The sequence below is a fragment of the Pseudomonas nunensis genome (assembly GCF_024296925.1).
Taxonomy (GTDB): domain Bacteria; phylum Pseudomonadota; class Gammaproteobacteria; order Pseudomonadales; family Pseudomonadaceae; genus Aquipseudomonas; species Aquipseudomonas nunensis.
Window position 1 is genome coordinate 6191191 of sequence record NZ_CP101125.1, and the last position, 24578, is coordinate 6215768.

The window sequence follows — 24578 nt, forward strand, 5'->3', positions numbered from 1 at the left end:
AGGAGTCTGATTGGAAGATTGAACCCGAAGAATCATAGCGGACGATGACCGACGCAGGTTTGCTTACTTTCACTCCGCCAGTCGAGCCGGTATCGTCTACCGCCCACCCGCCCTCAAGGAATTGCCGCACATGCGTGTCGCGATACTGGACGATGAACCCGCCGAACTGCGCCGGGTCGAACAGACCCTGCACCAAATGGCCGAACCGGGCGAACAGCCCTGGCTATTGCACAGCTTCGAGCGCGCGGAAGATCTGTTGCGCCAGCTACGCCGGGAAACCTTCGACCTGCTCATCCTCGACTGGCAACTGCCGGACCTCAGCGGCCTCTCGCTGCTGCGCTGGACCCGCGAACACATGGATGCGCCGCCTGCCGCCATCATGCTCACCAGCCGCGACGCCGAGAGTGACATCGTCCAGGCACTGAATGCCGGGGCCGACGACTACGTCAGCAAGCCGTTCCGTCCCAACGAATTGAAAGCCCGTGTCGCTGCTGTATTGCGCAGGCACGGCCAGCAACGCGCGACGGCTACCGAAGTACTGAGTTTCAATGACCTAGTGTTTGATGACGCTGAACTGACCGTCACCCGCGCGGGTATCCCCATCGCCATGACCGAACGGGAATACAGTCTGGCGCGGTGTTTATTCACCAACCTGGGCCGGCCGTTATCTCGGGAATATCTGTATGGACGATTCTGGAGTCATGAAGAGATGGTGTCTTCGCGACCTCTGGACACTCACATCTATCGCCTGCGCAATAAGCTCGGGCTGACGGCTGATCGGGGTTGGCAGCTGCTGACGATTTATGGGTATGGGTATCGGTTGGAGAGTGTGGGGGCGGTCGGCGAATAAAGATCAACAGATCGCAGCCTTCGGCAGCTACATTTGTTAGGCGGAGCTGCCGAAGGCTGAGATTTTTTGATGTTCAGGGCGCTGTCTAGTCCTGAAATAGGTTTACATCTGTTTCACATAATAATTGGTTCCACGTGGAACAGGGCACGGCAACTCATCGCTTTGAAGCGTGGAAGAAGGCAGGTGGCCTCGATCGCGAGAAGCTTCCCCCTGAACTGAGTAATGACGAAATGACCAGCGCTGCCTCCCAGGGCCAACTAGTCATTGTTTCCCGAGAAGTGAGTTGCCATGCCCAGTCCAGAGGACTCACCAACCTTCTAGGTGCGCTACTGAGCTGTTGACGCCGACGCCGAATTTACCCACGTGTAGAGGCAAGACTGATCCATCTCTAAACCTGCACAAATCCAGCACAGACAATGATTCGCGAGAGGAGTCAGACTGGATCAGTGAAATCCCGGCAGCTGGGTCAATTCCTCATCCGCGCCAGCAGACCAGGTTCCCTCAAAGCGCAAATCGTATCCGGGATTCACGGCGTTGTGCCGGAGGTAACGCTTCTCCCCGTCTCACGGCGGCTAGTAGCTGATCGACTCCGATATGCACGGCATCGGCTTGCACGTTGGACGGCTTGAAATTCGCTGCATTATCGAGACCTTGCCGGTGCGCCTGAATGATTTTCACGTCCTGACGGATAACAATACGGGTGTACAGATGAATGAACGGACGCAACAGGCGTAGTACCCAGCGGGGTAGCCGGAAGCGGTAGGCGATGTAGGTGTAGACGCGCGACTGTCTTGAATCTATGGGTGTGATCTGGCTGATGATGAAGAACGCCGAACAGTCGCCCCAGCGGTAGTCGCAGCGCGTGACGTTGGGTGCGAAAAAACGATCCGTGTGCACCAATGGCTCGCCGTCGGGATTACTGAGCCAGTTCAAGAAACCGATCTTGTCGCCGTTCTCGTGATAGGTCACTTCAACGCTCTGCGCTTTACACGCGAGCGTAGCCTCCATTGTTCGCCCCGTGCTGGATCTGAAGATGCCTTCGTGCACAAACACGGTGTGCGGTACGTCCATGAAGTTCTGCACGAGGCTGCCGACATCTGCCTCGAACGTGTTAATCATGAAATAGGACTGCCAGGGTTTTTCGCCGTAGACCGGTAGCTTGAACACAGGTTTTTCCTGCGGGTTGCCCGTTCCGGTGTAGACCCAGACAAGTCCGTCCTGTTCTTGCACCGCAAAGTGACGCTGGCGGTATCGATACGCGGGCGAAGTCGATGAACATGGCATATCGCCGACGCTGGGGATGTGCACCACTTGCCCCTGAGCGTCGTAGCGCCAGCCGTGGTAAGGGCACACCAGGCAATCGTCGGCAATCTTACCCGCCGATAAGCGCGTTCCGCGGTGCACGCACTGGTCGAGCAACGCCGCTGCCCGGCCGTCGCGCTGGCGGAAGAGCACCAGGTTCAGGCCCAGAATCTTCGCCCGGTAAGGTTTGTTTTTGCGCAGTTCTTTCTGTGCGCACGCCACATACCATTGTTCGAGGGTGCCATCGTCCGGCGTCTCAAGAAGGTTGTTCAAAGGTGCCGACATGAGCTTTCCGTAAGAGCGAGAAGGGCTTCGGCTGTCTCCAGCCGATTGATAAGTGAACGCGGCTTGAAGTCGCCCGCACGGATGCCGCTCAACTCCGCCGCCTGCTGCAATACATGCGCGAGCTGATCAGCACCGCCGTCGAGCAGGCGCACCTGCACAAGTCCCAGTTGCCCTAGTCGGCGTGCCAGGCAGTAATGAAAGGCGTCGGACAGTGCCGTCTCGATCGTCAGCGCCAAGGCACTGGCATCAAGGTGGCGGGATGTCGCAACCAGCGCCGTGTAATGCGGTGGCGACGCGTAGGCATTGGGGATCAGGCAGGCGGCGCCTCTTGTGGCCAGGCAACGGTCGAACAGGTTCTGCACGGTTTGCTCATCGAGTTTTTCTCCGACCAGATCACTGGTTCCCGTGGCACGTCCCACGAACTCGACCCGTGGCGTGGCCCCCGACATGCCGACGACGCGGACCCGATCGCCCAATGCATAGCGGTACAAGCCGCCACCGGTGGTCAGCAGGACCTGCGCCGTTTCTCCCAGGCGTAACGAATGAGAATGGCGCAGAGCGCCGTCTTCGCAGAGAAATTCCAGATAATGACTGCCGATCGCCAATGGGCATCCAGGCCCGTCGCCGAATGGAATGCTCACGACGCCTTCGGTGGCAAAAAGACTTTTCGGCAGCCACTGCGTTTGCGGAAAACGCACGGCCAGTTGCGTGAAATAGTGGCGGCTGGGGCCCTCCATCCAGCAACTGACGGCGGCCAGTCGTGGCCATAATTCGGTGCATACTCCTTGGGATCTCGCTCGGCGCAATGCTGACTGGCGCGACGCTGGAAGCGCGGCTTCCAGCCATGCAAACGTCTGCACATGTTCGGGCGTTTCGCCGTCGAACAGTGGCTGCAACAGGCTGGTCAGGAAGGTCGGGCTCCACACACTGATAAAGCTCAGATCGGCATCGGCCAGCAAGGCGAGGAGGGTCTGTCGGCGCCATTGCGACAACTCACCGCTGAACTCGGGAATCAACAAAGTCCCTGCCAGACCGGCGAGATGACTGCCGTGCAAATACGCCAGATCACTGGCCGACCCGATGCGAATGCCATTGGGTCCCGCCACTGGCATTTGCAAGGGCGGCGACATCGACCAGTAGCTTGATCCGTGGCTTATTCCGGGCACCTGACGATGCATGTCGGCTAGCCACACGGTCAGCGCGCTATGCATTTCTGCGAGGAAGGCGCGCGTATAGGGAATCGCTTTCTGCAGCGCGCTGTTTCCGCTCGTACGCTCGAAGAACAGCGGAGGGGAGGAGGTCAGAATCGCTTCGGATTCATTTTGCGCGCGCTCGATCCACGGCTGCAGTTGCGCGTAATCGTGGATCGGTACGTTATCGCGAAACTGCGTCGAGTCATGCAGCCGAGCAAAGTGGTGGGCGCGGCCGAATGCGCAATCACTATTGGCTTCGAGCAGTCGCAGCAATGCCCGCTCTTGCGTCGATTGCGGTTGCTCGAGTTGCGTGAGCCATTGATCGAGCGTGGGCTTGGCGCTCTCCAGGAAGGTCTGCCACAGCGCGCGTTTGACATCCATGTGGGCGCTCATCAGAAGTAAGTCTTGTCCAGTTGCGTCAAGTCATCGGGTAACCGCTGGGGCGGCAGAAAAACCTGCAGCCAGCCATACCAGAGCGGCCGCGTTTCTTTCAGGTTAGAGGCTTCATGCATCTGCTGCCAATGCATGGCCGAGTGCCGATGATGGGTCAGGTTGTAGTTGAAGTTCAAAAACGCCCAGCGCACCAGATGCGGGGCCCGCATGTTATAGGCGCCCTCTACGACATCCAGCGGCGTGCGCATGTGGTACACCCACTGCAGCGACGACCAGGAAAATGCAAAAGCGAGATAGGCGATGAGCACAACGTGCCACGTCCATCCCAGCAAGAGTCCGATCGATAACCACGCGGCGACGCCGGCAATGACTTCCCGGCGGATGCGTTTGAAGTCGGCGCTGGAGAAATCCTTGAAAGCCGCGGCATAAGTATTGACCTCTGCGGTTTGCGACCACTTGTCCGTGATGCGGGCCGGCAGCACCGGCAATAAAAGACTGCCGACAAACGCCGCCAGCCAGATACCGCCGAGCACCGCAAAGTAGTACTCGATACGCTTGCGCCACAGCGACTCATCCGCGACCGCGAAGTCGGCCAGTTCTGCGCGTGTGCGATTGCGCACATGATGCCCGAGATGGTTGATATGGATCAGCGTGGCCGAGGCGCCAAAAAGCGTAGAAGCCCACCACATGACGAAGTAGTTGAGTGATTTGCGACTGTGCGCCAAGCCATGGAAGGACTCGTGCATCATCGAGAAGACACCTTGCATGACCAGACAGAAAGGAACGAGCACCAGCCATTTGAGCCAACCCGCATCAGTATGGGAAAGCCAGGTCAGGGTCGCGCCCCAAAACAGCGTCTGCAGCGCCAGAACACACAGATTGCTCACGTCGAAACGACGCGTTTGCGAAATGTCACTGGAACTGCGCATATGGGCTCCTTGAGAAAGGTCGAGTCAAAAAGTATACCGCCCTGACCGCTTCACTAACGATCAATTGCTGGCGCGTCGGGGCAACGAGGAACCGCAGAAAACTTTATGTCGTATTTAAAACGTCTCTTAACCAGACGCTCGCCGGCGAAACCTGTTTGCGCAGATATCCCCCGGCGCAATGTGCGCTTTTCACTCGATGAGCAGACTCCTCGCTATTGGTATCGTGGCTGGCCGCACGTAACGCGCTTTTTCGATGGCCTGTCGATCATGTTTCCACTCGGCGAAAAACTCTTCATCGACAGTGTCGTGCACTTTCGAAAAGCGATCGAAAACGATTCGGCGCTGGCCGAAGCCGTTGACGCGTTCGTTTATCAGGAAGCGTCGCATATTCGCGAACATCGTTCGTATAACCAGCAACTCGCGGCACAAGGCGCACCTATCGATGCCCTCGAACAACTGCTGTTGCGCCGTCAGGAGGTGGGCAACAAGTTTTCGCCGGCGATGCGTCTGGCCATGACGGCCAGCCTGGAACATTTCACCGCGATTCTCTCCGATCAACTCCTGCGCAATCCTGCGGTCCTCAAAGGTGCCGATGGAAAGATGGCCATGCTATGGCGCTGGCATGCGATCGAAGAAACCGAACACAAGGCCGTCGCCTACGATGTGCTGGGCGTGGTGGTTAGCAATCCGCTCCGGCGATACCTGATGCGATGCGGGGTCATGCTGATCATGACCGGCTACTTTGCAATCGATGTCATGTACTTCATTTATCGACTTGCCGGCAATGACGGGCAACTCCGCAACGGGCGCGAGTGGCTGCGTTTGCTCGGCTGGTTATTCGTAAGTCCCGGTCCGCTGACCCGTGTGTTTCCTAGATGGCTGGCCTGGTTCATTCCGGGGTTTCATCCCAACCGCCTCGACACCCATGAAGCGCTGGAAGCGGCGCGGCAAACGCTGGACGAATATGCTGGGCGCACACCATGATGCGACTTTCGGCGATAACACAAGCCTGGACGCCGAAGGGGTTTGACGACTGGCCACTGCATTTTCCGGCAACCGAATTCGCAGCGCCCGAGGCACGGCTGGACTGGACAGAACAATTTATCGCGTCCTGGCACAAGCCCATACCCAGCCTTCCCCCAGGCACGTTGGTGGTACTGGTTGCCGGACTGTTTTCCGAATGGTTGCCCGGCTGTTTTCAGGATTGTGCGCGGACGTTGCGGCGCCTGGGCTATCCGGTTCTGCGCATGCCCGTGCGTTCATCTCGGGGCGTCATGGCGCAGGGGCGGCATATCAGCAAGGTGCTCACGGCCGAACTCACGCAGGGGCAACGATTTGTCGTGTTGGCGCACAGCAAGGGTGGCCTCGACGCGCTCGCGGCATTGGCACAGAACAAGGCATTAAGCGAGGCATGTGATGGCGTGGCGCTGGTGCAACCGCCGACAGGTCCGTCGACGGTCATGGATGACGTGTTGGCTGGCAGCGCAGGGCAGTCGAGCATCAACTACCCGTTTGATCGCGTTCGCCGCGTGCTGGCGAAAACCCCCTGGGTAGCCGATGGCGCGCGGGATATCAGCAGTCTGCGCGACCCGCACATTACCCACCTGCTCAAACACCTGCCCGCCGCCGTGCGGTGCGTGCACGTCGTCAGTTGGAGCGCTGCCCCCAGTTCGCGCCTCGATACCCATCATGCCCGCCTCAATGCCCGGCGACCCGGTTGGGCTCATGACGGGCAGTTTTACCTCGAGCATCAACGCATCGAGGGCATGCCGCAGATCTGTCTGCCCCGGCTCGATCATGGTCAACCGGTGCTGGGCGGCGGTGGCTTTGACGCCACACGTTTCTGGCTGACGCTATTGGCTGTCGTGCACGGACGCGCTCAGACGAGATAGATTTCGAAGCCTGGGATGCGCTCGGCGTCCTGCGCCGTCAACGCTTCGGCATTCCCCACACAGGGCGCCGTGTACAGGTCCATTGGAATGGACACGGCGCGATAGCGCGTCATGGCCATCCAGAGCGGGTCACGGTCATACAGACACATTTGCATCAACGCGTACTGACCGCGAACGCGCATCCACGCCGCATCCAGCAGTGCCGCAAAGATCTGCGGGTCGCGCTGTCGTACGTGCAAGTGGGTCAGGTAAACGTCGCGCAATGCCTCGCCGGGCGCGGCAATGGCAGGGCGCCCCAACAGCGGCGCACAGGTATTGAACGCGAGGCGAAGGGCCTGGTGCGCCAAGGGCAATGTTTCAAGCACCACCCGTTTGATCCGCCCGGCATCCCAAGGCGCGACACAGCCCAGCAGATTGTCTTGGGCGTCCAGTGCCAGTAGAAATGACGAGAGGCCGAAGTCCGGCCAGGTGTCCAGACGCCGTGTAAACTGCGCTTCACTGAACACGCTGCCGAAGGGTTGACCTGCCGATTCGCGGTCGAGAAATGCGCGCAGCGCATCAGCGTGGCACGGCTGCGCTTGTACGATACGCACGTTGTCCGGCGCTCGCGGAGTGCTTCGCCACCCACGCTGGGCATACACGGCTACGTTGCTGTAGCCCCGCCAGTGCGCAAGCTTGAGCGGATTGGCGCGCCGTCCGCCCAGCAGCGACTGCGTCGCGAGACGGTTGGCGCGGATGACACAGCAATAGGCGTGCTGGACACCTGTTTCATCGGCCAGCGCTTCGAGCCTGACTTTGACCTCGGCCATCCACGACACCGACAGACGCCTATCAGGTACCAGCCGCAGATCCCCCAGATAGGCCACGGGCTGAATGTCACCCTGAAGATAACCCTCGCGCACCACCAGGCTGGCAATGCCCTTCAGATCACCGACCTCGTTCTCGGCGATCCAGGTGCGATGGTCCAAGGCATGACAATGGTGCAGCGCAAAATAGTCAGGCCCGCGATCAAAACGCATTGGCAAGCCGCCCTGCATGGCCCGCTGCGCCTGAAAGTCGAGCAGTTGCCGATTGTCCGCAGCGCTGGCCTGGCGGATCAGCATGGTTGCGCGGCGGCAAACAGACGCAGCGCCATCGGCCGCAGGTTGTCGGGGTGCAGTTCACACAGACAGACCAGCTCATTGCCCGACGCGTAATGAGGATTCTTCTGCAGAAAATAGGCGACGTTTGCCAAGCGCAGGTGAGGGGCAGGGACTTGCGCCAGTTCCGTCGTCAACCGACCTTGAGGCACTTTGAAAGACAGCACGCCCGTTGCCGGATCATAGGCCTCGCCGAAACGATCCACTGCAAGATGATCCGCCAACGCCTGCACCGTAGGATCCGTCACCACGCCGGCGCGGGGGACGTAATTCAACGCCATGGCGCCCAGATAACGGTAGGTGCGGTGACCCTTGCAGATCAGAAACCAGTACAGAGGCACGTTCGGCTGCTCCTGCCAGATCTCACCGGCCAAGCGCATCCACGCGAATGCCAGTTGCTGGCTGCCCCAGTGTTCGCGGTCAATGATGGTGTCGCCGGAAAAAATCACCCTGATCGGTTGGCCTGACCACGTGCGCTCATACTGTTTGAGGGTGGTGAAACCGACGATGGTTTCATCTGCACAACGCAATACGATGCAATGCGTCTTGTCTTGGAAATCCTGATCGAATCGCGGACGGGAGGTATCGCAGTAGGATGCGGAATAAATCTCGAACATCCGATCGATTTCATGTGGATGCAGATCGCAGCATTCAACGGACGTTGCGCTCAAACGCATGGAGATCCTCGGCATCGCAAGCAAGATGTTTGGAGTTTGGCGAGTTGAAAGGGCCAATGCAACGTAGACTTCCTTTCGTCCCTGCCATTTTCTGACGGTGCAAACCTTGAATAACCGAGCAGAAATCGCCGTTCATGGCGGTATGGAAATTGAGTTTGTTCTGACCCATCAGGCGCCTTATTCATGTCATCCACGTTTGCCAGTCATCACCTTAATACCTCGATCGTGACGCGGCCCTTCAGTTGGCTGGTGATCTACACCGTCGTGACGGGCGCGCTGTACTTTCTCGTCACGCACTTCCCGATGGGCGCGGTACGGGTGATTCAACCGACGGGGTTTGATTCGCACATTGCTCGCCTGCCTTACACGTTGCCGCTGTACCTGAGCTATGTACTGATCATGCCGGCACTGGTGCTGCTGGGGCGGCGCCGCGAATGGCTGTTGCCGGCCTTTTTTGCGGCGGCCGTGGCTTCCGGAACCTGCCTGCTGAGCCACTTGTTGTGGCCGACCATGATCGAGCGTACGGACAGCACGTCGCAGTGGCTCGCATGGTTCTACCAGGTCGACTCACCGTTGGCCGCCTCGCCCAGCGGGCATGTGGCTTTGCCGGTGGCGATCAGCGTTGTCCTTGCTTGCCTGCGCGTCCGTGCGGCATGGCTCTTCAGTCTGTGGAGCGTGATGCTGTGGATTACCGTGTTGACGACGGGTCAGCACGTGCTGCTCGACGTGGTGTATGGCGCCGCGATCGGCGGCGCGGCGGGCCTGTTCACCGTCATGCTCAAGCGCCTGAAAGTGGATCTGCGCACCATGGCAGCGATCCTGCTGGAATGGCTGTGCATCATCGTGACGCTGCGCATCGCACTGTACGTGGGGGACTGGCGACTGTATGGCGTGGCCTTCGTGGTGATTGCCGCGCGCCAACATGCGCTGTTCATTCTGTACCACGACGCGACGCACTATCACCTGACCCGTCATCGTACGCTCAACGACTTTCTGATTAACCTGGCGATCGGTGTGCCGGGATTGGTTCCCGTGGAATTCTATCGGCCCCTGCACCTCCAACATCACCAACAGACCGGAACCGCGAACGACCCGGAGCGGCGTTTTCTGTATCACCGGCAGCCCTGGGATTTCCGCCCGCTGAGCGGGAAGTTGTTGCTGCGGCAATTGCTCGGGGATCTGTTCTTGATCAACACGCTGCGCAACCTGCGCGCCTACAAGGCGGCGGGCGGAGCATCACCGAAGATGACCCGGCCGGCATTGGCTGCCGGTGTGATCTGGCTGGTCCTTTTATCTTTCATCGCTTGGCAAACGTCCGCCCAGACGCTCTTGCTGATGGTGTTTTTCTGGTTTGTGCCACTGGCCACGCTGGGCACCCTGCTGCAGAAAATCCGCAGCATTGCCGAGCACAGTGGCGGACCTGACGTCACCCCCGGTTGGCGTGAATGGACATATGCCTGGAAAGTCGGGTGCGCAGGGCGGTTTTTCATTTGGCCTTATCACATCAATCTGCACCTGCATCATCACCGCAGTGCCAACCATCCCTGGCATGTTCTCCCGCGTTTGGTGACGGCGGATGACGCGTTGCTGGACTCTCGGACGCTGCCCTCGCTGCTCTGGACGGGGATGAACAAGAACCGTTGATCCAGCCTGCTTCCCGGGCAGCACCGCTGGCGCAAAGAACGCCCCACGTTTTTAACTTGCAGCTTCACCCTTGGGATTGCTGGCAATCAGGCTGGCGCCGCATGCGGTTTTCATCCCGTGAAGCGCCACCGCGATGCCGCCGACATCCAGCAGGGCGCTGCCCTGCGTAATAGGGAAAACCCCTTTGCACAGCGGGCAAACCACCTTATGGCCAACACCGGACATGGGTTTGCCGTTCAGGTCAGTTTGGTTGAAAGCTTCAAGAACGGTACCACCGTGACTGGTGGAGTCGCCGAGCCGAATGATGTCCATGTCAGCAGGCCTCTTAGAGATCGTCCATCCAGTTGGTTTTCGGTTTCTGGTCGGCGAGGAATTCTTCCAGCGTGTGATCCTGCTCGATGACCGGCATTTTTGGCCCCGAATGCGCTGAAGGCACAACTGGCGGTCCCTCGGTACTTGCGGTTTGAGGCATCAGGTTGACGCCGAAATGATCATTGCCTGAAGGCTTCTTGCCGGGCGTTGGCGAGGTCACGGCAATGATCGTCGCCTGCTCCGGGCGGCGCATCGGCATGACCACGCTGGTGTCCGCGTTCAGGTAACTGGCCATCGTCGCCAGGGTGAGGCCGACAAACGGCGAGGCCGAGCCGATGTCACCCAAGCGCTGAGTCAAATCGTAGCTCTCGCGCGAATCAAGCAGGTCCAGCGGACTGTGGGCGGCGGTGAGCGCCGGCAGCAGTTCAGCCAGAGGTGTGGTGTTCAAGCCACCATCAAAGAACACTCGAACCGGTTTCTGCGCCAGGCCGTCGGTGGCCTCTTTCCAGCCGGCGGCCAGTTTGACGGTCAGGGCGTCGCGCTTGAGTCGTTCGCCATTGTCTGGCCGCAACAGTGACACGGTGACTGGTCGATGCAGTTTGGCCAACACTGGCAGCGCGTCCCATTGCTCGAACGCGCGCTGGGTCCAGGGTTGAGGAATGAACGTCGATGGCTGGAACTCCACGGCGGGTTTCCTCGCGCCCCAACCGGTGAACTCCGGGTCGATTTTGTTCTCGTTGACCTTGGCAAACTGCGCGTAGTAACGCAGCCATTCGACGCGCTCGGGGCGACCGACAACCATGGCGACCATGGCGTCGGTGAGTTCGCCCGGCTTGCGCGGGCCAGGCCCACCAATCAGCGGCGCCTTTTTAGCCGACAAGGCAAACGACATGCTGAACCCTTCTACGTTGTAGACCAGTACAGCGGGGAGGTCAGGGTTCTGTTCGAACAGGTTGAACAGGTTTTCCACCAGGCCTTCGGGGGTGTCACTGCAGACCACGCCATCTTGCAGATTGCGCACGCGATGCCAGTGCAGGCCCGCTTCCGTGCGGTAACTGTTGACCATGCCCGAGAGCATTTCCCGGGTTCTTTCCGGGGAATAACGCAGGTTCGGTGTATCGGGACTCCAGCCACGAACGACCGTGATGGTCGGGATCGGCCACTTCTCCATGAAGTCGCGCAAGCCCAGTTCCAGAGCATCGGCCTTGCGCTTGTCATAGGCCAGGTCTTTGTCGTCGCCATCCACCGGATACTTTTTCGGATCCGTGGGCAGGATGCTGCCCACGTGGAGGGCTTCGGTCTGTTTTGCATTCTGCTCCTGCAAGGCTTTCCAGGCCTGGCCCTGACGGAATACGTCGAGGCTCAGGCCAATGGCGAGCACATCCAGAGTGTCCAGATGGGGCGAGGTGGCAGGGGCGCGGTAACGAGCATCAACAGGCATGGTGGCGGCCTCCTTGGCCGAGGTATAGGCAGTCACGGGTGAAGCCGCGCTGGCAAAGCAACGGCTGACCGTCGATGGATGTTCAGCCGCTTGAACCAGAGGGCTGGTCAGGAGCAGGCCGGTGAAAAACAGACAAGCAATATCGAGGCGCATCAGGGGTTGCCACCAAAACGGACAGGCTCGCCTTTTCTGAGCTCAGTGCGGGTCTGGGTCGCTACCAGGCTCGGCATGTTGTCGCTGATGGCGGGTAACGTGCCGGTCTTGCGATACGCCACTGTGGAGTCAATCAGCTCGCGGTTCTTACCGTCCTCTTGCTGATAGTGCTGATCCACGGAATCGTCCGGATCTTCATTCTCCGCCTGGAATTGCGCATTGGCGCCGCCATCGGTCTTTTTCCAGTCCAGGCGCCAATCTGCCACTCGACACAGATACGCATAGAACGACCCCTCATCAACGCATTCGCCGGCACCGATCGCCACGTCATAGGCCAGCACTTGTCGGCTGTGTTCAGGGTTGTTGGGAATGGATGAGTGGAAGGACAGAGCCTCCGAGTATTCCTCGCCTTGCAGACGCATACGCGCGTCGTACGGTGTTTCCCCGCGAGTGATGAGGACCTTGCCGTTACCTTGAGCCCGAGCGACAAACACATGGGCGCATTCCGAGGCTTCCTTGCCCTCGTTGCGGGCCTTTTCGACGCTTTGGATGTCTTGTCCATATTTGAAAGCCAGGGCTTCGTCCAGTGTCTCCTGTTTGGCGTAGCGTGGGTTTTTCGGCTCCCAGCCGCCATTGGCAACGCCGATCGAGGCATCGACAGGGTCCAGTTTGTCCTTCATCTGGTACACCCCGCTTTTGGAGGCTTCTCCCGGGGCGGTGATAACGCCATCGTTGGTAAAGTTCACGTCGCCCGGCACCGGCAATTGAGGCGCGGTCAAGACCACGGTGGCGCCCTTGTCCAGGCTGCCATTGGGTATCCGGTCCATGAAGCCCAGGCCGGTGTCTTCCCAGGGTTGCTCGCTGTCCTGGCGCAACAGGTAGACGTAGGGAGGAACGTGTTTGCCGACGGGTTCTTTCTCGCCGTTTCGCTTGCGCACGGTAAATACGCGTTGGTGGAAACGTTGTGGAAGAAGTTTGCGCGCAGGCTGACCATCTACCTCTTCGCCGATCCCCTGCCAGCCGATACCCTGGACGTTCTTGAGGCCAACCGTCTGATCCTGAGGGGTGAAGTAAAGAAAGGTGCAGCCGCGGTTGTCGCGCTCGTTGAAGGTGATCTTTTCTCCGCGGATCGTGGTTTGACACGCGGCCGTGCCCGTCCAGCCAGGTCCGCCAATCGCTCCGTAACCCTGTTTGTTTTTCAGGGCGACGCCCGACAGGGCCGGCACCGGATTAGGGCTGCCCGCGATGAATTGCAAGATGCCGTTGAGCGTAGCGATGCGCGCGCCGGTCGTTTGCTGACCGCCCAATTTCTGGACTTTGTCCATATTGGGCTGAAACAGGCTGTAGGGTGAGTTGAACATGACCACGCCATCTGCGGGTTTGGCACCGTCCTCTTTGAGGAATGCATGGGCCAGCAGCGTAAGCAGCGTGCCCTGACTGTGGCCAACCACGTTGATCGTATCGTTCGGATGACGTTTGTGAATGATCTTGATCAACATGGCCAGCCGCATGGCAGCCAGCACCATGTAGCGCCGACCGGCGGCTGAAAACAACGGGTGGGTCATGGTGCCGCCGATTTTGTTCAGCGAGATGAAGCCGAGCAACATGCCGTTGAAACCGTTGCCCCACATATCCGGCAGGTTGGTGGTGGCGTTAGCGAACTGGCCGCCTTCCTTGGTGCCGGCCTTGTCCAGGCGGTTGCCGTCTCGGTCCAGCCACTGACCGTGCGCTTCGGTTTTCTGAATGAACGCTTCTTCCTCGCGAAACCCCCAATAGAACGGCACCACCACGCTGCGTGGCTGGCAGCCGTTGCTGGATGCTCCGGCCTTGCGGCGGAAGTACACGGCATCGGGATTCTTGGCTTCGCCGTCATCATCGGCGGGAGCGGTGTAGCTGGCCGGCAACAGGTATCCCGGGTTGTTCGCGCCGTTGGGGAAGGTACGTGGCATATCGAGGCGTTCGTTCAGCCCCTCGCACAGACCCTGCTCAATACGTGCGTAGCAGCCCGCCAGGTCGTTGACGCCGTGCACGAGAATCGTCACACAAGGCTTCGGTGGAGGTGGAATCAGGTGGATGTCGCCACCGCTGGGCATGGTGATCGATTGGCTGGAACAGATTTTTTTCGGCTGGGCAGCGTCAGTCATCGCGCATTTCCTCCTTGAAAATTACCCCATTGGTCTCGACGCATGGGGTCGAGCGCCTGTCCGGGTTGGCGGCTGCTACCCGACGCAGGTCGGCTGGTGTCGTGATGAGCAGACGTAGTGAGTCTCGGATCTTCATTTTGTTCCCCTCAGGTGATGCCCCTTGCACGTGGCAAGGTCATGACGGTTTCGCCCGCTGATGCCTATTGGCGCTGCGCCTCAAATACGAAGGGATCGCCCTGATTCGGGAAGTGCAACAGGTACTGCGCCACCGAGTTTTTAGTATTGGGTACCCGGTAATCCACTTTCAGCCCGGTCGGATTGTTTTCCAGCTCCGCCCCCAGGTAGGCGTTTTCCGGATAGCTGAACTGATTGCCGGGCGCCTTGCGAATGGCCGAGCAAGAGGCGAACAGTCGCGGTAACGCGTATAGATGCTGGCCGTGTACCAGCAACACCAGGGGGTAGCGATCACCGTAGCCACTGCTGACGTACTGCAACTCCAGGCACGTTGAGGCGCCTTGGCGCCAGGCCGTGGCGGTCGCCACGTTTTCCGGGTCGATGGGATCACCGACGGGCCATTGCGGCGAGGCGAAGTTGACCGCATCGCGCAGAGGCCAACGTTGTTTACCGACCGTCAGGGCCTCTCCGTCAAAGACAATTACGGGTGTGCCTTTGGGCGGGTCGAGCTTCAGTTCGTCGGGCGCGCTCCACTGCGCATCCTCAAAACGTTCAAACGCCGGGCGCATGGCGTTGACCCACAGGCAATGCCGTGGGGATTCCGCGCAGGGCTTGGCCAGCTCGCTGCCGGGTCCGGCAAACAGGTTGTCGCCCAGCGACTGATAGAACGCACGGTAATCGGTGAACTGTACCGGGGCTGCCTGTGCCAGAAAGGGCAGGCTCGCGCCGAGAAACAGGCTCAGACAACGGGTGAGTTTGCTCATCGATATTCCTTGGCGCCGGTTGCCTTGATGTATTCCGGATTGGTGGTCCAGAAGATCGTTTTGCCGATGGCGGCGGTGGACCGGTATATGTGGTTATAACGACCCCGCTCGCGGGTATTTACCATTGTGTTGGTCTTTTTGTTGAACTGCGTCCAATAGGTGATTTTCTCCGGCTTCGAGACTTGCGCAACACCGAAGATGTTGTGCGAAGGGGAACCGTAGTGGAACCCGGATGAGTGTCGGGGGTTGGTCGACTTCTTGATATCGATGCCATCCCACCAGTAAGCGCCATTGGAGGGATCATTGCCGCGCTGGGCGAGAGCATCCTGCGCACTCTCCACTGCCGAGCGCATGTTCGGATCGGCATTGATGGCCGCTTCCGAAGCCGCCATCAGTTGGTTGTAACGGACATTGTTGCCCTGCATTGCAACGACGTAACTGTCCCCTGCCGCCTTGAGCAGGCTGGCGACGTCGGCCAGCCCCCACGCGCGCATACGGTTGGTCACCGTAAAGCATATGGCGCGGACTTCCTGCGGGTTATTGTCCGTCGAGGCTTCGCCGTATCCGATGGCCGCGAGCTTGCGCATCTGTGGCGTGATGAGATCAGGCATTTTGTTTCTCCTTTACCGGCCATGACTCCAGCTCCAGTTCCATGTCAGCAGGGAATTCCGGCGTGCGCTCACCGGAGCCCTCGGCCACGACTTCACCGGCGGACATCACCTTGAAGTGGTGCGGCGCGGGTCCACCTTTGTCATCCTTGAATTCAAAGAACTGCACAATTTCCTCCGCCTCATCATCGGCACTGGCGACACTGGCAGCAGTCCCCGCACCGCCTGCCGAGACACCCGCGGCTGCGGGGGAGGGCGGCTTGAGCATGGCCACATTGGCAATGCTCATCACATCTTTCTGCAACAACTGCGTGGCGCCCTGAGCATCAGTCACCCCTTCGACCACTTCGCCACTGGACAGGGTGATTTTGTACGGCATGTTGGGCATCGCCGACGTCCCGTCAATCTGCTTGAGCATAAAGCGTCGCTGGGTATCGCCGACTTTGAATTTGGGCAGTTCCGCTTCCAGGCTGGTGGCGCCGAGCAGGCTGTGTTTGGCCGCTTTGACAATCAGGTTGCCGGGCATGCCCAGTTCGATATTGCCGCCCTTGATAGTGATGTAGGCCCCGCCACACATCAGCGTGATGTGCTCTTTGGCCGACACCAGCACATGCTGGTTGCTCGCGCTGACCTCCACACTCTGATCCGCCTCCAGGCGGATGTTGTTTTTCTGCGCCTGCAACAGCATCGGGCCCTGGTGGGTGATCTGGCGCATTTCGCCGCTGTGGGCAAACATCCCCAGGTCGGTCCCGGCATTGAGCACAAACTTCTGCCCCGAGGTCTGTTGCTGATTCTGCTGGGCAACGGTGTCGATGTGCTCACCCGCCGCCACCGTGATGCTCTTGGGGGACGCCGCGGCGATACCGGCTTCACCGCTCACGGCAATTGCCGGATTACCTCCATTGCCCTTGCCCGATTCATCGTTCGCGCCGTTGCCCAGGTCGCGAACCGCATCGCTGAGCGTCTTCTGCGGCGCCTTGTCATGGCCTACACCCTGGTTGTCCTGGGCGTAATCGCCCAAATCCTTGGCTAGCTTCAACGCTGCTTCCAGGACCTGAACGACAGAGGCGCGATTGAGGTGACCGCCGCTGGCGTTCATTTGCTCCTCGGTACTCAGCAGCAGGCCTTTGGCTGCTCGCAACGCGCCGTGTTCATCAGTACGCAACTCGAAACCTTCGCCGCGCGGTTCACCGCCGCTCGGCCGTGGATGCGTCAGGTAACCCAGATGCAATGCGGTGCTGCCGTGATCACTCATCAACGCGGCACTGATCTGCTTGGTGGTGTCGTCAATGCGCAGTTCGTTGGCCCGAGTGCCCTTGTATTCCTTGCTTTTGATGGTACTGAGAATTTTGTGATTGGGCAGTTGGTAAGGCGGCATGTTCGTCGCCCGGTACGTGCGGCCGGTGATGATCGGCTGATCGCAATCGCCGTCGAGGTAATCGACGATGACCTCCTGACCAATGCGCGGGATCGCCATATGGCCCCAGTCGGCGCCCGCCCAATTCTGTGCCACGCGCACCCAGCAGGAACTGAATTCGTTGTTCTTGCCTTCCCTATCCCATGGGAACTGGACCTTTACCCTGCCAAATTCATCCGTGTAAATCTCTTCCCCGTCCGGCCCGGTCACCGTCGCGATCTGTGGTCCGTCAACAATCGGTTTAGGCCGTGGCGGGGTACGCCATTCGGTTTCTTCTGAAACAATCTCAGCGACAAAGTCATAACTCACGCCGACATCGGCACCGGCGGACTCCTCTTCCTGACTGGCGTGCTGGATGCCCTTGTGAGTGATCCGCAGCGGGCGCCACCAGCGATTGAAATCTTCCCGGGGGTGGCCGGTGAGCTGGAAAGAGAAGCCCGGGATCAGGCGCGGATCGTCGCCTTCGACTACGGCGATTCGCGCGTCGCCACGGTGCCCCAGCAAGCGATTCTGGGTGAAGGGTTTACCGGCAGAGGTGGCCTTGTAGCGGCCCGGATAGTCGTAGCGTTCGTAGTTCGGCGTCTGATGTTGCAAGTCATCGCCGGCGAAGTTCTGCTGCTGGTCGAAGGTCGGGCGTTTGAAGGTGTAATCGCGTTGCGTCTGCTCGGCCGTGCGGACGTTCTCGGTGTAACTGAACGCATAGAGCACAGGCTGCGTGGCATCCGCAGCCGGTTCAGTGGTGTAGAGCACCGGAGCGCCTTGAATACGCTCCTGCACATAGAGTTTGTCACCCTGGATCAGCGTGTGAGTGCTTTCGTTGCATTTGAAGAAGTAGAACAAGCCTTCTTCACTGGACAGCCGATCGAACAGGTACAAGTCAGTGTCGCCGACCTGCGTACAGTATTCGCGCGGCAAATGTTCGCTGTTGATGTGTTGCTGATAGTCGAGGATGCCGTGTTCGCTCAACACGGACTTGATGATGTCCGGCACGTTTTTCTGCTGAAAAATGCGCCAGTTGGAACTCAAGGCCAGTCGAGCGAGTTGCGGTTCGACCACCGCCCGATAACGTGTCCGGCGGAAGCCGGTTTTACGTTGAGTGAAACTGGACACCAGCCCGTGGACATGACGCACAGCCGTGCCGCCTTGCCAGATCGTGAGCAATGAGGGCTGATCGAGCACCTTGCCGAAATCAATGTTCGGGTTGCGGCTGGCCAACTCGATCGTGAGTCGAAAAGGCTCACAGACGGCCTCCTCCAGCGTGAACTCTACGACTTCGAACTCCATCTGCCCTGACAACACGGAAAACGTGAACTTCAAATCCCTTTGTCGCATTTAGCTGTTCCTTGGTCAGGTGAGAAAGAGAGTCCGCACATCAACTCTGCAAGGCATAAATCACATCGACCAGCAGAGCTGGCCGATGCTTGAAGCGGTCAGCCGCGATTAAGCGACTGGCTGACGCCAGTCATCGGAACCCGAAGTACCGGATACTTCGTGGGTCCAGGTGATTTTACGGTAGGTGAACTGCACTTCTTCCAGGTGGGTGAAGTGGGAGTTCGACGGGTCCTGGCAGTTGTGCATTTTGTTGTTGATGGCGACGATGATCGCGTCTTCCAGTTTGGTGGTGTAGTAGTGCTCTTGGGTCCCTTGAGCCGAAGTGCGGAACCACTGGATGACGATTTCGCTCATACGCTCGCCGGAGGTCAGAGCCGCTTGCAGCAGAGGCGAAGCCTTGTCGTAGACCTTGGTGATCACAACTGGCTTGTGAACGCGCTGACCGGTTGGCTGACCGGATTGCGGATCACGCGGGATGATCACGTCGTGGCTGAAAGCCTGAACCATGACTTGGTCTTCGTGACCTTCTTGATAAGTGTTGCCAACGGAGTCGGCAGTGAAGGCGCCGGCAGTGATCAGGCCTTGTTTTTCGCCGGTAACCGACATGTACGCTGGTGTTGCCATGGGATGCTCTCCTTGCGGATAAATTTAGGGTGCCCCGGAGGCGAAATCGCCCGATGGGTGCCTAACATTTATCAAGGCCCGTGCCAGAAAAGTCGAAGACCAATCAAACCGGGGGGATGGCTGAGGTTTTTCAATGCTCTGGTGAGTTTGGAGGTAAATCACCCCCTAAAGTGCGCAAGAAGTTGCGCAGTACTGCGCAACTTCTTGCGCACTCGGCTGGAGGCCACGGCGGGGTTGGCGTTTAGCGATATTTAAGGGCGTTTTCGAGAAAAAAGTGCGCAACTTCTTGCGCATAATGGCGATGAGACACTCATAGACGATAACGATGCAACCGGGCCCTATGGAGTGATGCGAGCTGCTTGTTGGCGCCGACGCCAAATTGACCCAGTTGCCGAGATTTCACTGAACCAGCCTGATTCCTTGCGAATTATAGTCCGAGCTGACTCCGTCTTTTTGCTGATTCCATTACGCCCTCCTGAAAATAGATCAGAAGGTGTAAAACTTATTCAGGACGGGACACATACCCCAAAAAAAGGCCAACCCGCACGGGTTGGCCTTTTTTCCTAGCGCAGCGAAAGCAGCATATTGTGAAATACAGCAGCTTCTCCGGGATCCGACACTGGATCAGAAGTCCAGGTTGGAAACCGCCAAGGCATTGCTTTCGATGAAGTCACGGCGGGGTTCGACCGCATCACCCATCAGGGTGTTGAAGATCTGATCCGCGCCAATAGCGTCTTCGATGGTCACTTTGAGCATCCGGCGCTGAGCTGGGTCCATGGTGGTTTCCCACAGCTGATCCGGGTTCATCTCGCCCAGACCTTTGTATCGCTGGATGGTGTGGCGCTTGGTGCTTTCCGCCATCAGCCATTCAAGGGCTTCCTTGAACTCGGTCACTGGCTTCTTGCGCTCGCCGCGCTGGATGTACGCGCCGTCGTCCAGCAAGGTGCTCAGTTGAGCGCCCAAGGAAACAACGGTTTTGTAATCGTTGCTGCCGAAGAAGTCGCGGTTGAAGGTGATGTAGTTCGACAGGCCGTGGGAGATCAGTTCGACCTCTGGCAGCCAGACGTTACGTTCACGGTCTTCACGCAGGCTGGCTTTGTAGACCAGGCCAGACTTCTCGACGGTGCGCAGGCGCACTTCGAACCGAGCCATCCAATCTTGCATCGCTGCGTGATCGGACAGTTGCTCCATGCTCACCGCTGGCAGGTAGATGAAGTGCTCGGTCAGTTCCTGTGGGTACAGGCGCGACAGACGCTTGAGGGTCTTCATCACCAGGCGGAAGTCATTCACCAGACGCTCAAGCGCTTCACCGGAGATGCCCGGGGCTTCTTCGTTCAGGTGCAGGCTCGCATCTTCCAGGGCCGACTGCGTCATGTACTCTTCCATGGCGTCGTCGTCTTTGATGTATTGCTCTTGCTTGCCTTTCTTGACCTTGTACAGCGGCGGCTGAGCGATGTAGATGTAGCCGCGCTCGATCAGCTCCGGCAACTGACGGAAGAAGAAGGTCAGCAGCAAGGTACGGATGTGCGAACCGTCGACGTCAGCATCGGTCATGATGATGATGTTGTGGTAACGCAGCTTGTCGATGTTGTACTCGTCGCGGCCGATGCCGCAGCCCAGCGCGGTGATTAAGGTGCCCACTTCTTGCGAAGAGATCATCTTGTCGAAACGCGCCTTCTCGACGTTCAGGATCTTGCCTTTCAACGGCAGGATGGCCTGGGTGCGACGGTTGCGACCCTGCTTGGCGGAACCGCCAGCAGAGTCACCTTCCACGAGGTACAGTTCGGAAAGAGCAGGGTCTTTTTCCTGGCAGTCAGCCAGTTTGCCCGGCAGGCCGGCGATATCCAGCGCGCCTTTACGACGGGTCATCTCACGAGCTTTGCGCGCCGCTTCACGCGCGCGAGCCGCGTCGATCATCTTGCCGACGACCAGTTTGGCTTCGTTCGGGTTTTCCAGCAGGAAGTCGGAGAAGTACTTGCCCATTTCCTGTTCGACGGCGGTCTTCACTTCGGAAGAAACCAGCTTGTCTTTAGTCTGGGAGCTGAACTTCGGATCCGGCACCTTCACCGAAATAATCGCGGTCAGGCCTTCACGGGCATCGTCACCGGTGGTGGCGACTTTGTGCTTCTTCGCCAGGCCTTCCGCTTCGATGTAGGTGTTCAGGTTACGCGTCAGCGCGGAACGGAAACCCACCAGGTGAGTACCGCCGTCGCGCTGAGGAATGTTGTTGGTGAAGCACAACAGGTTCTCGTTGAAGCTGTCGTTCCACTGCAAGGCGATTTCCACGCCGATGCCGTCTTCACGCTGGATGTTGAAGTGGAACACCTGGTTGACCGGAGTCTTGTTGGTGTTCAGGTATTCAACGAACGCACGCAGACCGCCTTCATACTTGAACAGCTCTTCCTTGCCGCTGCGCTCATCCTTGAGGACGATGCCAACACCGGAGTTGAGGAAGGACAGTTCACGAATCCGCTTGGCCAGGATGTCCCAGCTGAAGTGGATGTTCTTGAAGGTCAGATCGGACGGTTTGAAGTGAATCTGGGTACCGGTGGTTTCGCTCTCGCCAACGATTTTCATCGGCTCTTTCGGAACACCGTGGATGTAAGTCTGTTCCCAGATCTTGCCGCTGCGGCGCACCGTTAGAACAAGCTCTTCGGACAGGGCGTTCACTACCGACACACCTACGCCGTGCAGGCCGCCGGATACTTTGTAGGAGTTGTCATCGAACTTACCGCCGGCGTGCAGCACGGTCATGATGACCTCGGCTGCGGAAACGCCTTCTTCTTTGTGCACGTCCACCGGGATGCCACGACCGTTGTCACGCACGGTGATGGATTCGTCCGGATGGATGATGATGCTGATGTCGTCGCAGTGGCCAGCGAGCGCTTCATCGATGGAGTTGTCGACTACCTCGAAGACCATGTGGTGCAGACCGCTACCATCGTCGGTGTCACCAATGTACATACCGGGACGTTTACGGACGGCATCCAGGCCTTTCAGCACCTTAATGCTCGTTGAGTCGTAGGTATTCGTATTTTCTTCGCTCAATGCCTTCACTCCCGATGGTCGTGGGTCTGGGTGATACGGCCCTGTTCCACGTGGAACAAAGCGACTGGCGTTTCCGTCTGCCAGCCTTCCCTCAATAATTCGTGATCTACACAGGTAATAAACACCTGGCAGCGTAAGTCTTCCAGCAAGCGGCAAAGCGCACGGCGGTGTTGCTCGTCCAGTTCAGACGGCAAGTCATCCACCAGATAAATACACTGGCCGCGTCGGGCCTGGCTAACCAGGTGCCCCTGGGCAATCCGCAATGCACAGACCACCAACTTCTGCTGACCCCGGGACAAAATGTCCGCGGCGTTATGGGCGCCCAATCGAAGACGCAAATCAGCGCGTTGTGGCCCGGCCTGGGTATGACCCATTTGCTGATCCCGCTGTAGGGACCCGGCAAGCACGGCACTTAGTTCGCGCTCTTTGTCCCAACCTCGGTAATAGCTCAGCGTTAAGCCTTCGAGCTCAACCAGTTCGCTCAAGGTCTGTTCAAAGACTGGTTTCAAGGCTTTGATATAGGCGCGGCGGTATTCATCAATTTCTGCGCTGGCCTGGCACAGTTCCCTGTCCCAAACCGCTTGCGAAACGGCGTCAAGTGTACCATGCCGCAGCCAAGAGTTTCTCTGGCGCAGGGCCTTCTGCAAGCGCTGCCAAGTGGACATGAATCGCGGTTCCACGTGGAACACACCCCAGTCGAGAAACTGCCTCCGAATCTTCGGCGCACCTTCTAACAGCCGGAAGCTGTCGGGGTTGATCAACTGCAAAGGCAGGATTTCCGCCAGTTGCGCCGCGCTGCGGGCGTTCTGCCCGTCGATGCGGATCTGGAACTCACCCTGGCGGTCCCGAGATATCCCCAAGGCGCTGTGCCCGCCTTCGGCCAATTCCACCTGACCAAACACCGTGCACGCCAGTTGCTCGTACTGAATCACAGGTAAAAGACGGCTGCTACGAAACGAACGGGCAAGCCCCAGCAGATGAATGGCTTCCAGAACACTGGTTTTGCCGCTGCCATTGGCGCCGTAAAGAATGTTGATTCGGGGAGAGGGGGAGAAGGTCACCGGGTGCAGATTGCGCACCGCGGTGACCGAGACGCGACTTAAGGACATCTAGCTTCTGCTGAACATGATTACAGACGCATCGGCATGACAACGTAGGCCGAGTCGTCGTTGTCGGACTCTTGCACCAGCGCACTGCTGTTAGAGTCGGACAGGATCAGGCGAACCTGCTCGGTGGTCATCACGCCCAGCACGTCGAGCAGATAGCTCACGTTGAAGCCGATTTCCAGATTGCCGCCGTTGTATTCAACGCCCACTTCTTCTTCCGCTTCTTCCTGCTCCGGGTTGTTCGCCTGGATCTTCAGCTGACCGTTGGCCAGTTGCAGACGGATGCCACGGTACTTCTCGTTGGACAGAATCGCGGTACGGCTGAACGCTTCACGCAGCGCTTGACGGTCACCCAGCACAAGCTTGTCGCCACCTTTAGGCAGAACACGCTCGTAGTCCGGGAACTTGCCATCGACCAGTTTGGAGGTGAAGGTGAACTCGCCGGTAGTCGCACGGATGTGGTGCTGACCCAGGACAATGCTGACAAGGCCATCCGGCTCGGTCAGCAGACGCGCCAGCTCAAGGATACCCTTGCGTGGCACGATCACCTGGTGACGATCCGGCTGACCGATATCGGCCTTCATCGAGCACATGGCCAGACGGTGACCGTCGGTGGCTACGGCGCGGATGATGCCTTCGGAAACTTCCAGCAGCATGCCGTTGAGGTAGTAACGCACGTCCTGCTGGGCCATGGCGAAGCTGGTGCGTTCAATCAGACGACGCAGTTTGCTTTGCTCCAGGCTGCAGGTCAGCGAACCCGGGCCTTCTTCAACCGTCGGGAAATCGTTGGCCGGCAGGGTCGACAAGGTGAAGCGGCTACGGCCGGCCTTCACCACGAGCTTCTGCTCATCGACCTTGATGTCGATCAGCGCATCGTTCGGCAGGCTCTTGCAGATGTCCATCAGCTTGCGCGCAGGCACAGTGATAGAACCTGGATCAGCCGGCTCTTCGAGTTGCACACGACCAACCAGCTCGACTTCCAGGTCGGTACCGGTCAGCGACAGTTGCTGGCCTTCGACAACCAGCAGCACGTTGGAGAGCACCGGCAAGGTCTGTCGGCGCTCGACGACGCCTGCGACCAGTTGCAGGGGTTTCAACAGGGCTTCGCGTTGAATGGTGAAATGCATGGTCTAGTCCCTTGCCTTAATAAG

Annotated in this window: 19 protein-coding genes; 4 read left to right on the plus strand and 15 right to left on the minus strand. The window is 58.8% G+C overall.

Going from position 1 to position 24578, the window contains the following annotated elements; genetic code table 11:
• Nucleotides 1-130: 130 nt before the first annotated feature.
• A complete protein-coding gene (locus NK667_RS27210; protein WP_054048104.1) occupies nt 131-850 on the plus strand; it encodes a response regulator transcription factor in 720 nt (239 codons plus the stop codon).
• 501 nt (nt 851-1351) lie between these two features.
• On the opposite strand, the gene NK667_RS27215 is transcribed toward NK667_RS27210, so the two are convergent.
• The 3 genes from NK667_RS27215 to NK667_RS27225 are packed head-to-tail and all read right to left on the minus strand — an operon-like array spanning nt 1352 to nt 4952.
• Nucleotides 1352-2437: an aromatic ring-hydroxylating oxygenase subunit alpha gene (locus tag NK667_RS27215; RefSeq protein ID WP_054617156.1), complete on the minus strand. Its 1086-nt coding sequence runs from the start codon at nt 2435-2437 to the stop codon at nt 1352-1354.
• Nucleotides 2422-4023, minus strand: a complete 1602-nt coding sequence (locus NK667_RS27220) for a GH3 family acyl-acid amido synthetase (protein WP_054617155.1) — start codon at nt 4021-4023, stop codon at nt 2422-2424. The genes NK667_RS27215 and NK667_RS27220 overlap by 16 nt, the downstream gene beginning before the upstream one ends.
• The gene (locus tag NK667_RS27225; RefSeq protein ID WP_054617154.1) at nt 4023-4952 is read right to left on the minus strand and encodes a fatty acid desaturase family protein; all 930 of its coding nucleotides are present in this window, start codon (nt 4950-4952) and stop codon (nt 4023-4025) included. Before NK667_RS27225 ends, NK667_RS27220 begins: the two co-directional genes overlap by 1 nt.
• 105 nt (nt 4953-5057) lie before the next feature.
• Here NK667_RS27225 and NK667_RS27230 point away from each other — a divergent pair, with 105 nt between their 5' ends.
• On the plus strand, nt 5058-5936 hold the full coding sequence (locus tag NK667_RS27230; protein ID WP_054048112.1) for a metal-dependent hydrolase: 879 nt from the start codon (nt 5058-5060) through the stop codon (nt 5934-5936).
• Nucleotides 5937-5950: 14 nt separating this feature from the next.
• Complete coding sequence (locus NK667_RS27235) at nt 5951-6844, plus strand: lipase family protein (protein ID WP_054617236.1); 894 nt, start codon at nt 5951-5953, stop codon at nt 6842-6844.
• Here NK667_RS27235 and NK667_RS27240 read toward each other — a convergent pair.
• Nucleotides 6832-7947: a hypothetical protein gene (locus tag NK667_RS27240; RefSeq protein WP_054617153.1), complete on the minus strand. Its 1116-nt coding sequence runs from the start codon at nt 7945-7947 to the stop codon at nt 6832-6834. The genes NK667_RS27235 and NK667_RS27240 overlap by 13 nt on opposite strands.
• Nucleotides 7941-8600: a hypothetical protein gene (locus NK667_RS27245; protein ID WP_054617152.1), complete on the minus strand. Its 660-nt coding sequence runs from the start codon at nt 8598-8600 to the stop codon at nt 7941-7943. Before NK667_RS27245 ends, NK667_RS27240 begins: the two co-directional genes overlap by 7 nt.
• A gap of 243 nt (nt 8601-8843) precedes the next feature.
• Between NK667_RS27245 and NK667_RS27250 the strand changes: the two genes are divergently transcribed.
• Nucleotides 8844-10304 (plus strand): fatty acid desaturase, encoded by a 1461-nt coding sequence (locus tag NK667_RS27250; protein ID WP_054617151.1) that lies wholly within the window; start codon nt 8844-8846, stop codon nt 10302-10304.
• Nucleotides 10305-10355: 51 nt separating this feature from the next.
• Here the strand turns inward: NK667_RS27250 and NK667_RS27255 are convergent, their stop codons facing one another.
• From NK667_RS27255 to dnaN, 10 genes are all read right to left on the minus strand, one after another.
• On the minus strand, nt 10356-10616 hold the full coding sequence (locus NK667_RS27255; protein WP_054048120.1) for a PAAR domain-containing protein: 261 nt from the start codon (nt 10614-10616) through the stop codon (nt 10356-10358).
• A 13-nt stretch (nt 10617-10629) separates the two neighbouring features.
• A complete protein-coding gene (locus tag NK667_RS27260) occupies nt 10630-12210 on the minus strand; it encodes a type VI lipase adapter Tla3 domain-containing protein (RefSeq protein ID WP_283777184.1) in 1581 nt (526 codons plus the stop codon).
• A complete protein-coding gene (locus tag NK667_RS27265; protein ID WP_054048121.1) occupies nt 12210-14354 on the minus strand; it encodes a T6SS effector phospholipase Tle3 domain-containing protein in 2145 nt (714 codons plus the stop codon). The genes NK667_RS27260 and NK667_RS27265 overlap by 1 nt, the downstream gene beginning before the upstream one ends.
• A 200-nt stretch (nt 14355-14554) precedes the next feature.
• Nucleotides 14555-15292, minus strand: a complete 738-nt coding sequence (locus NK667_RS27270) for a hypothetical protein (RefSeq protein ID WP_054617150.1) — start codon at nt 15290-15292, stop codon at nt 14555-14557.
• Complete coding sequence (locus NK667_RS27275; protein ID WP_054048125.1) at nt 15289-15903, minus strand: hypothetical protein; 615 nt, start codon at nt 15901-15903, stop codon at nt 15289-15291. The genes NK667_RS27270 and NK667_RS27275 overlap by 4 nt, the downstream gene beginning before the upstream one ends.
• Nucleotides 15896-18649 (minus strand): type VI secretion system Vgr family protein, encoded by a 2754-nt coding sequence (locus tag NK667_RS27280; RefSeq protein WP_054048127.1) that lies wholly within the window; start codon nt 18647-18649, stop codon nt 15896-15898. Before NK667_RS27280 ends, NK667_RS27275 begins: the two co-directional genes overlap by 8 nt.
• Before the next feature lie 108 nt (nt 18650-18757).
• The gene (locus tag NK667_RS27285; RefSeq protein WP_054048129.1) at nt 18758-19273 is read right to left on the minus strand and encodes an Hcp family type VI secretion system effector; all 516 of its coding nucleotides are present in this window, start codon (nt 19271-19273) and stop codon (nt 18758-18760) included.
• Nucleotides 19274-19897: 624 nt separating this feature from the next.
• Nucleotides 19898-22321, minus strand: a complete 2424-nt coding sequence (gyrB, locus tag NK667_RS27290) for a DNA topoisomerase (ATP-hydrolyzing) subunit B (protein ID WP_054048733.1) — start codon at nt 22319-22321, stop codon at nt 19898-19900.
• Between the two features lie 5 nt (nt 22322-22326).
• A complete protein-coding gene (recF, locus tag NK667_RS27295; RefSeq protein WP_054048131.1) occupies nt 22327-23430 on the minus strand; it encodes a DNA replication/repair protein RecF in 1104 nt (367 codons plus the stop codon).
• 20 nt (nt 23431-23450) lie between these two features.
• Nucleotides 23451-24554 (minus strand): DNA polymerase III subunit beta, encoded by a 1104-nt coding sequence (gene dnaN / locus NK667_RS27300; RefSeq protein WP_054048133.1) that lies wholly within the window; start codon nt 24552-24554, stop codon nt 23451-23453.
• Nucleotides 24555-24578: the final 24 nt, after the last annotated feature.

Excerpts from the sequence above, each read along its gene's own strand:
- NK667_RS27280 (WP_054048127.1), bottom strand. The coding sequence starts at position 18,649 with ATGCGACAAAGGGATTTGAAGTTCACGTTTTCCGTGTTGTCAGGGCAG.
- NK667_RS27245 (WP_054617152.1), bottom strand. The coding sequence starts at position 8,600 with ATGTTCGAGATTTATTCCGCATCCTACTGCGATACCTCCCGTCCGCGA.
- NK667_RS27275 (WP_054048125.1), bottom strand. The coding sequence starts at position 15,903 with ATGCCTGATCTCATCACGCCACAGATGCGCAAGCTCGCGGCCATCGGA.
- NK667_RS27225 (WP_054617154.1), bottom strand. The coding sequence starts at position 4,952 with ATGCGCAGTTCCAGTGACATTTCGCAAACGCGTCGTTTCGACGTGAGC.
- NK667_RS27240 (WP_054617153.1), bottom strand. The coding sequence starts at position 7,947 with ATGCTGATCCGCCAGGCCAGCGCTGCGGACAATCGGCAACTGCTCGAC.
- NK667_RS27255 (WP_054048120.1), bottom strand. The coding sequence starts at position 10,616 with ATGGACATCATTCGGCTCGGCGACTCCACCAGTCACGGTGGTACCGTT.
- NK667_RS27230 (WP_054048112.1), top strand. The coding sequence starts at position 5,058 with ATGTCGTATTTAAAACGTCTCTTAACCAGACGCTCGCCGGCGAAACCT.
- NK667_RS27285 (WP_054048129.1), bottom strand. The coding sequence starts at position 19,273 with ATGGCAACACCAGCGTACATGTCGGTTACCGGCGAAAAACAAGGCCTG.
- NK667_RS27260 (WP_283777184.1), bottom strand. The coding sequence starts at position 12,210 with ATGCGCCTCGATATTGCTTGTCTGTTTTTCACCGGCCTGCTCCTGACC.
- NK667_RS27265 (WP_054048121.1), bottom strand. The coding sequence starts at position 14,354 with ATGACTGACGCTGCCCAGCCGAAAAAAATCTGTTCCAGCCAATCGATC.
- NK667_RS27250 (WP_054617151.1), top strand. The coding sequence starts at position 8,844 with ATGTCATCCACGTTTGCCAGTCATCACCTTAATACCTCGATCGTGACG.
- NK667_RS27215 (WP_054617156.1), bottom strand. The coding sequence starts at position 2,437 with ATGTCGGCACCTTTGAACAACCTTCTTGAGACGCCGGACGATGGCACC.
- dnaN (WP_054048133.1), bottom strand. The coding sequence starts at position 24,554 with ATGCATTTCACCATTCAACGCGAAGCCCTGTTGAAACCCCTGCAACTG.
- recF (WP_054048131.1), bottom strand. The coding sequence starts at position 23,430 with ATGTCCTTAAGTCGCGTCTCGGTCACCGCGGTGCGCAATCTGCACCCG.
- NK667_RS27210 (WP_054048104.1), top strand. The coding sequence starts at position 131 with ATGCGTGTCGCGATACTGGACGATGAACCCGCCGAACTGCGCCGGGTC.
- NK667_RS27270 (WP_054617150.1), bottom strand. The coding sequence starts at position 15,292 with ATGAGCAAACTCACCCGTTGTCTGAGCCTGTTTCTCGGCGCGAGCCTG.
- NK667_RS27220 (WP_054617155.1), bottom strand. The coding sequence starts at position 4,023 with ATGAGCGCCCACATGGATGTCAAACGCGCGCTGTGGCAGACCTTCCTG.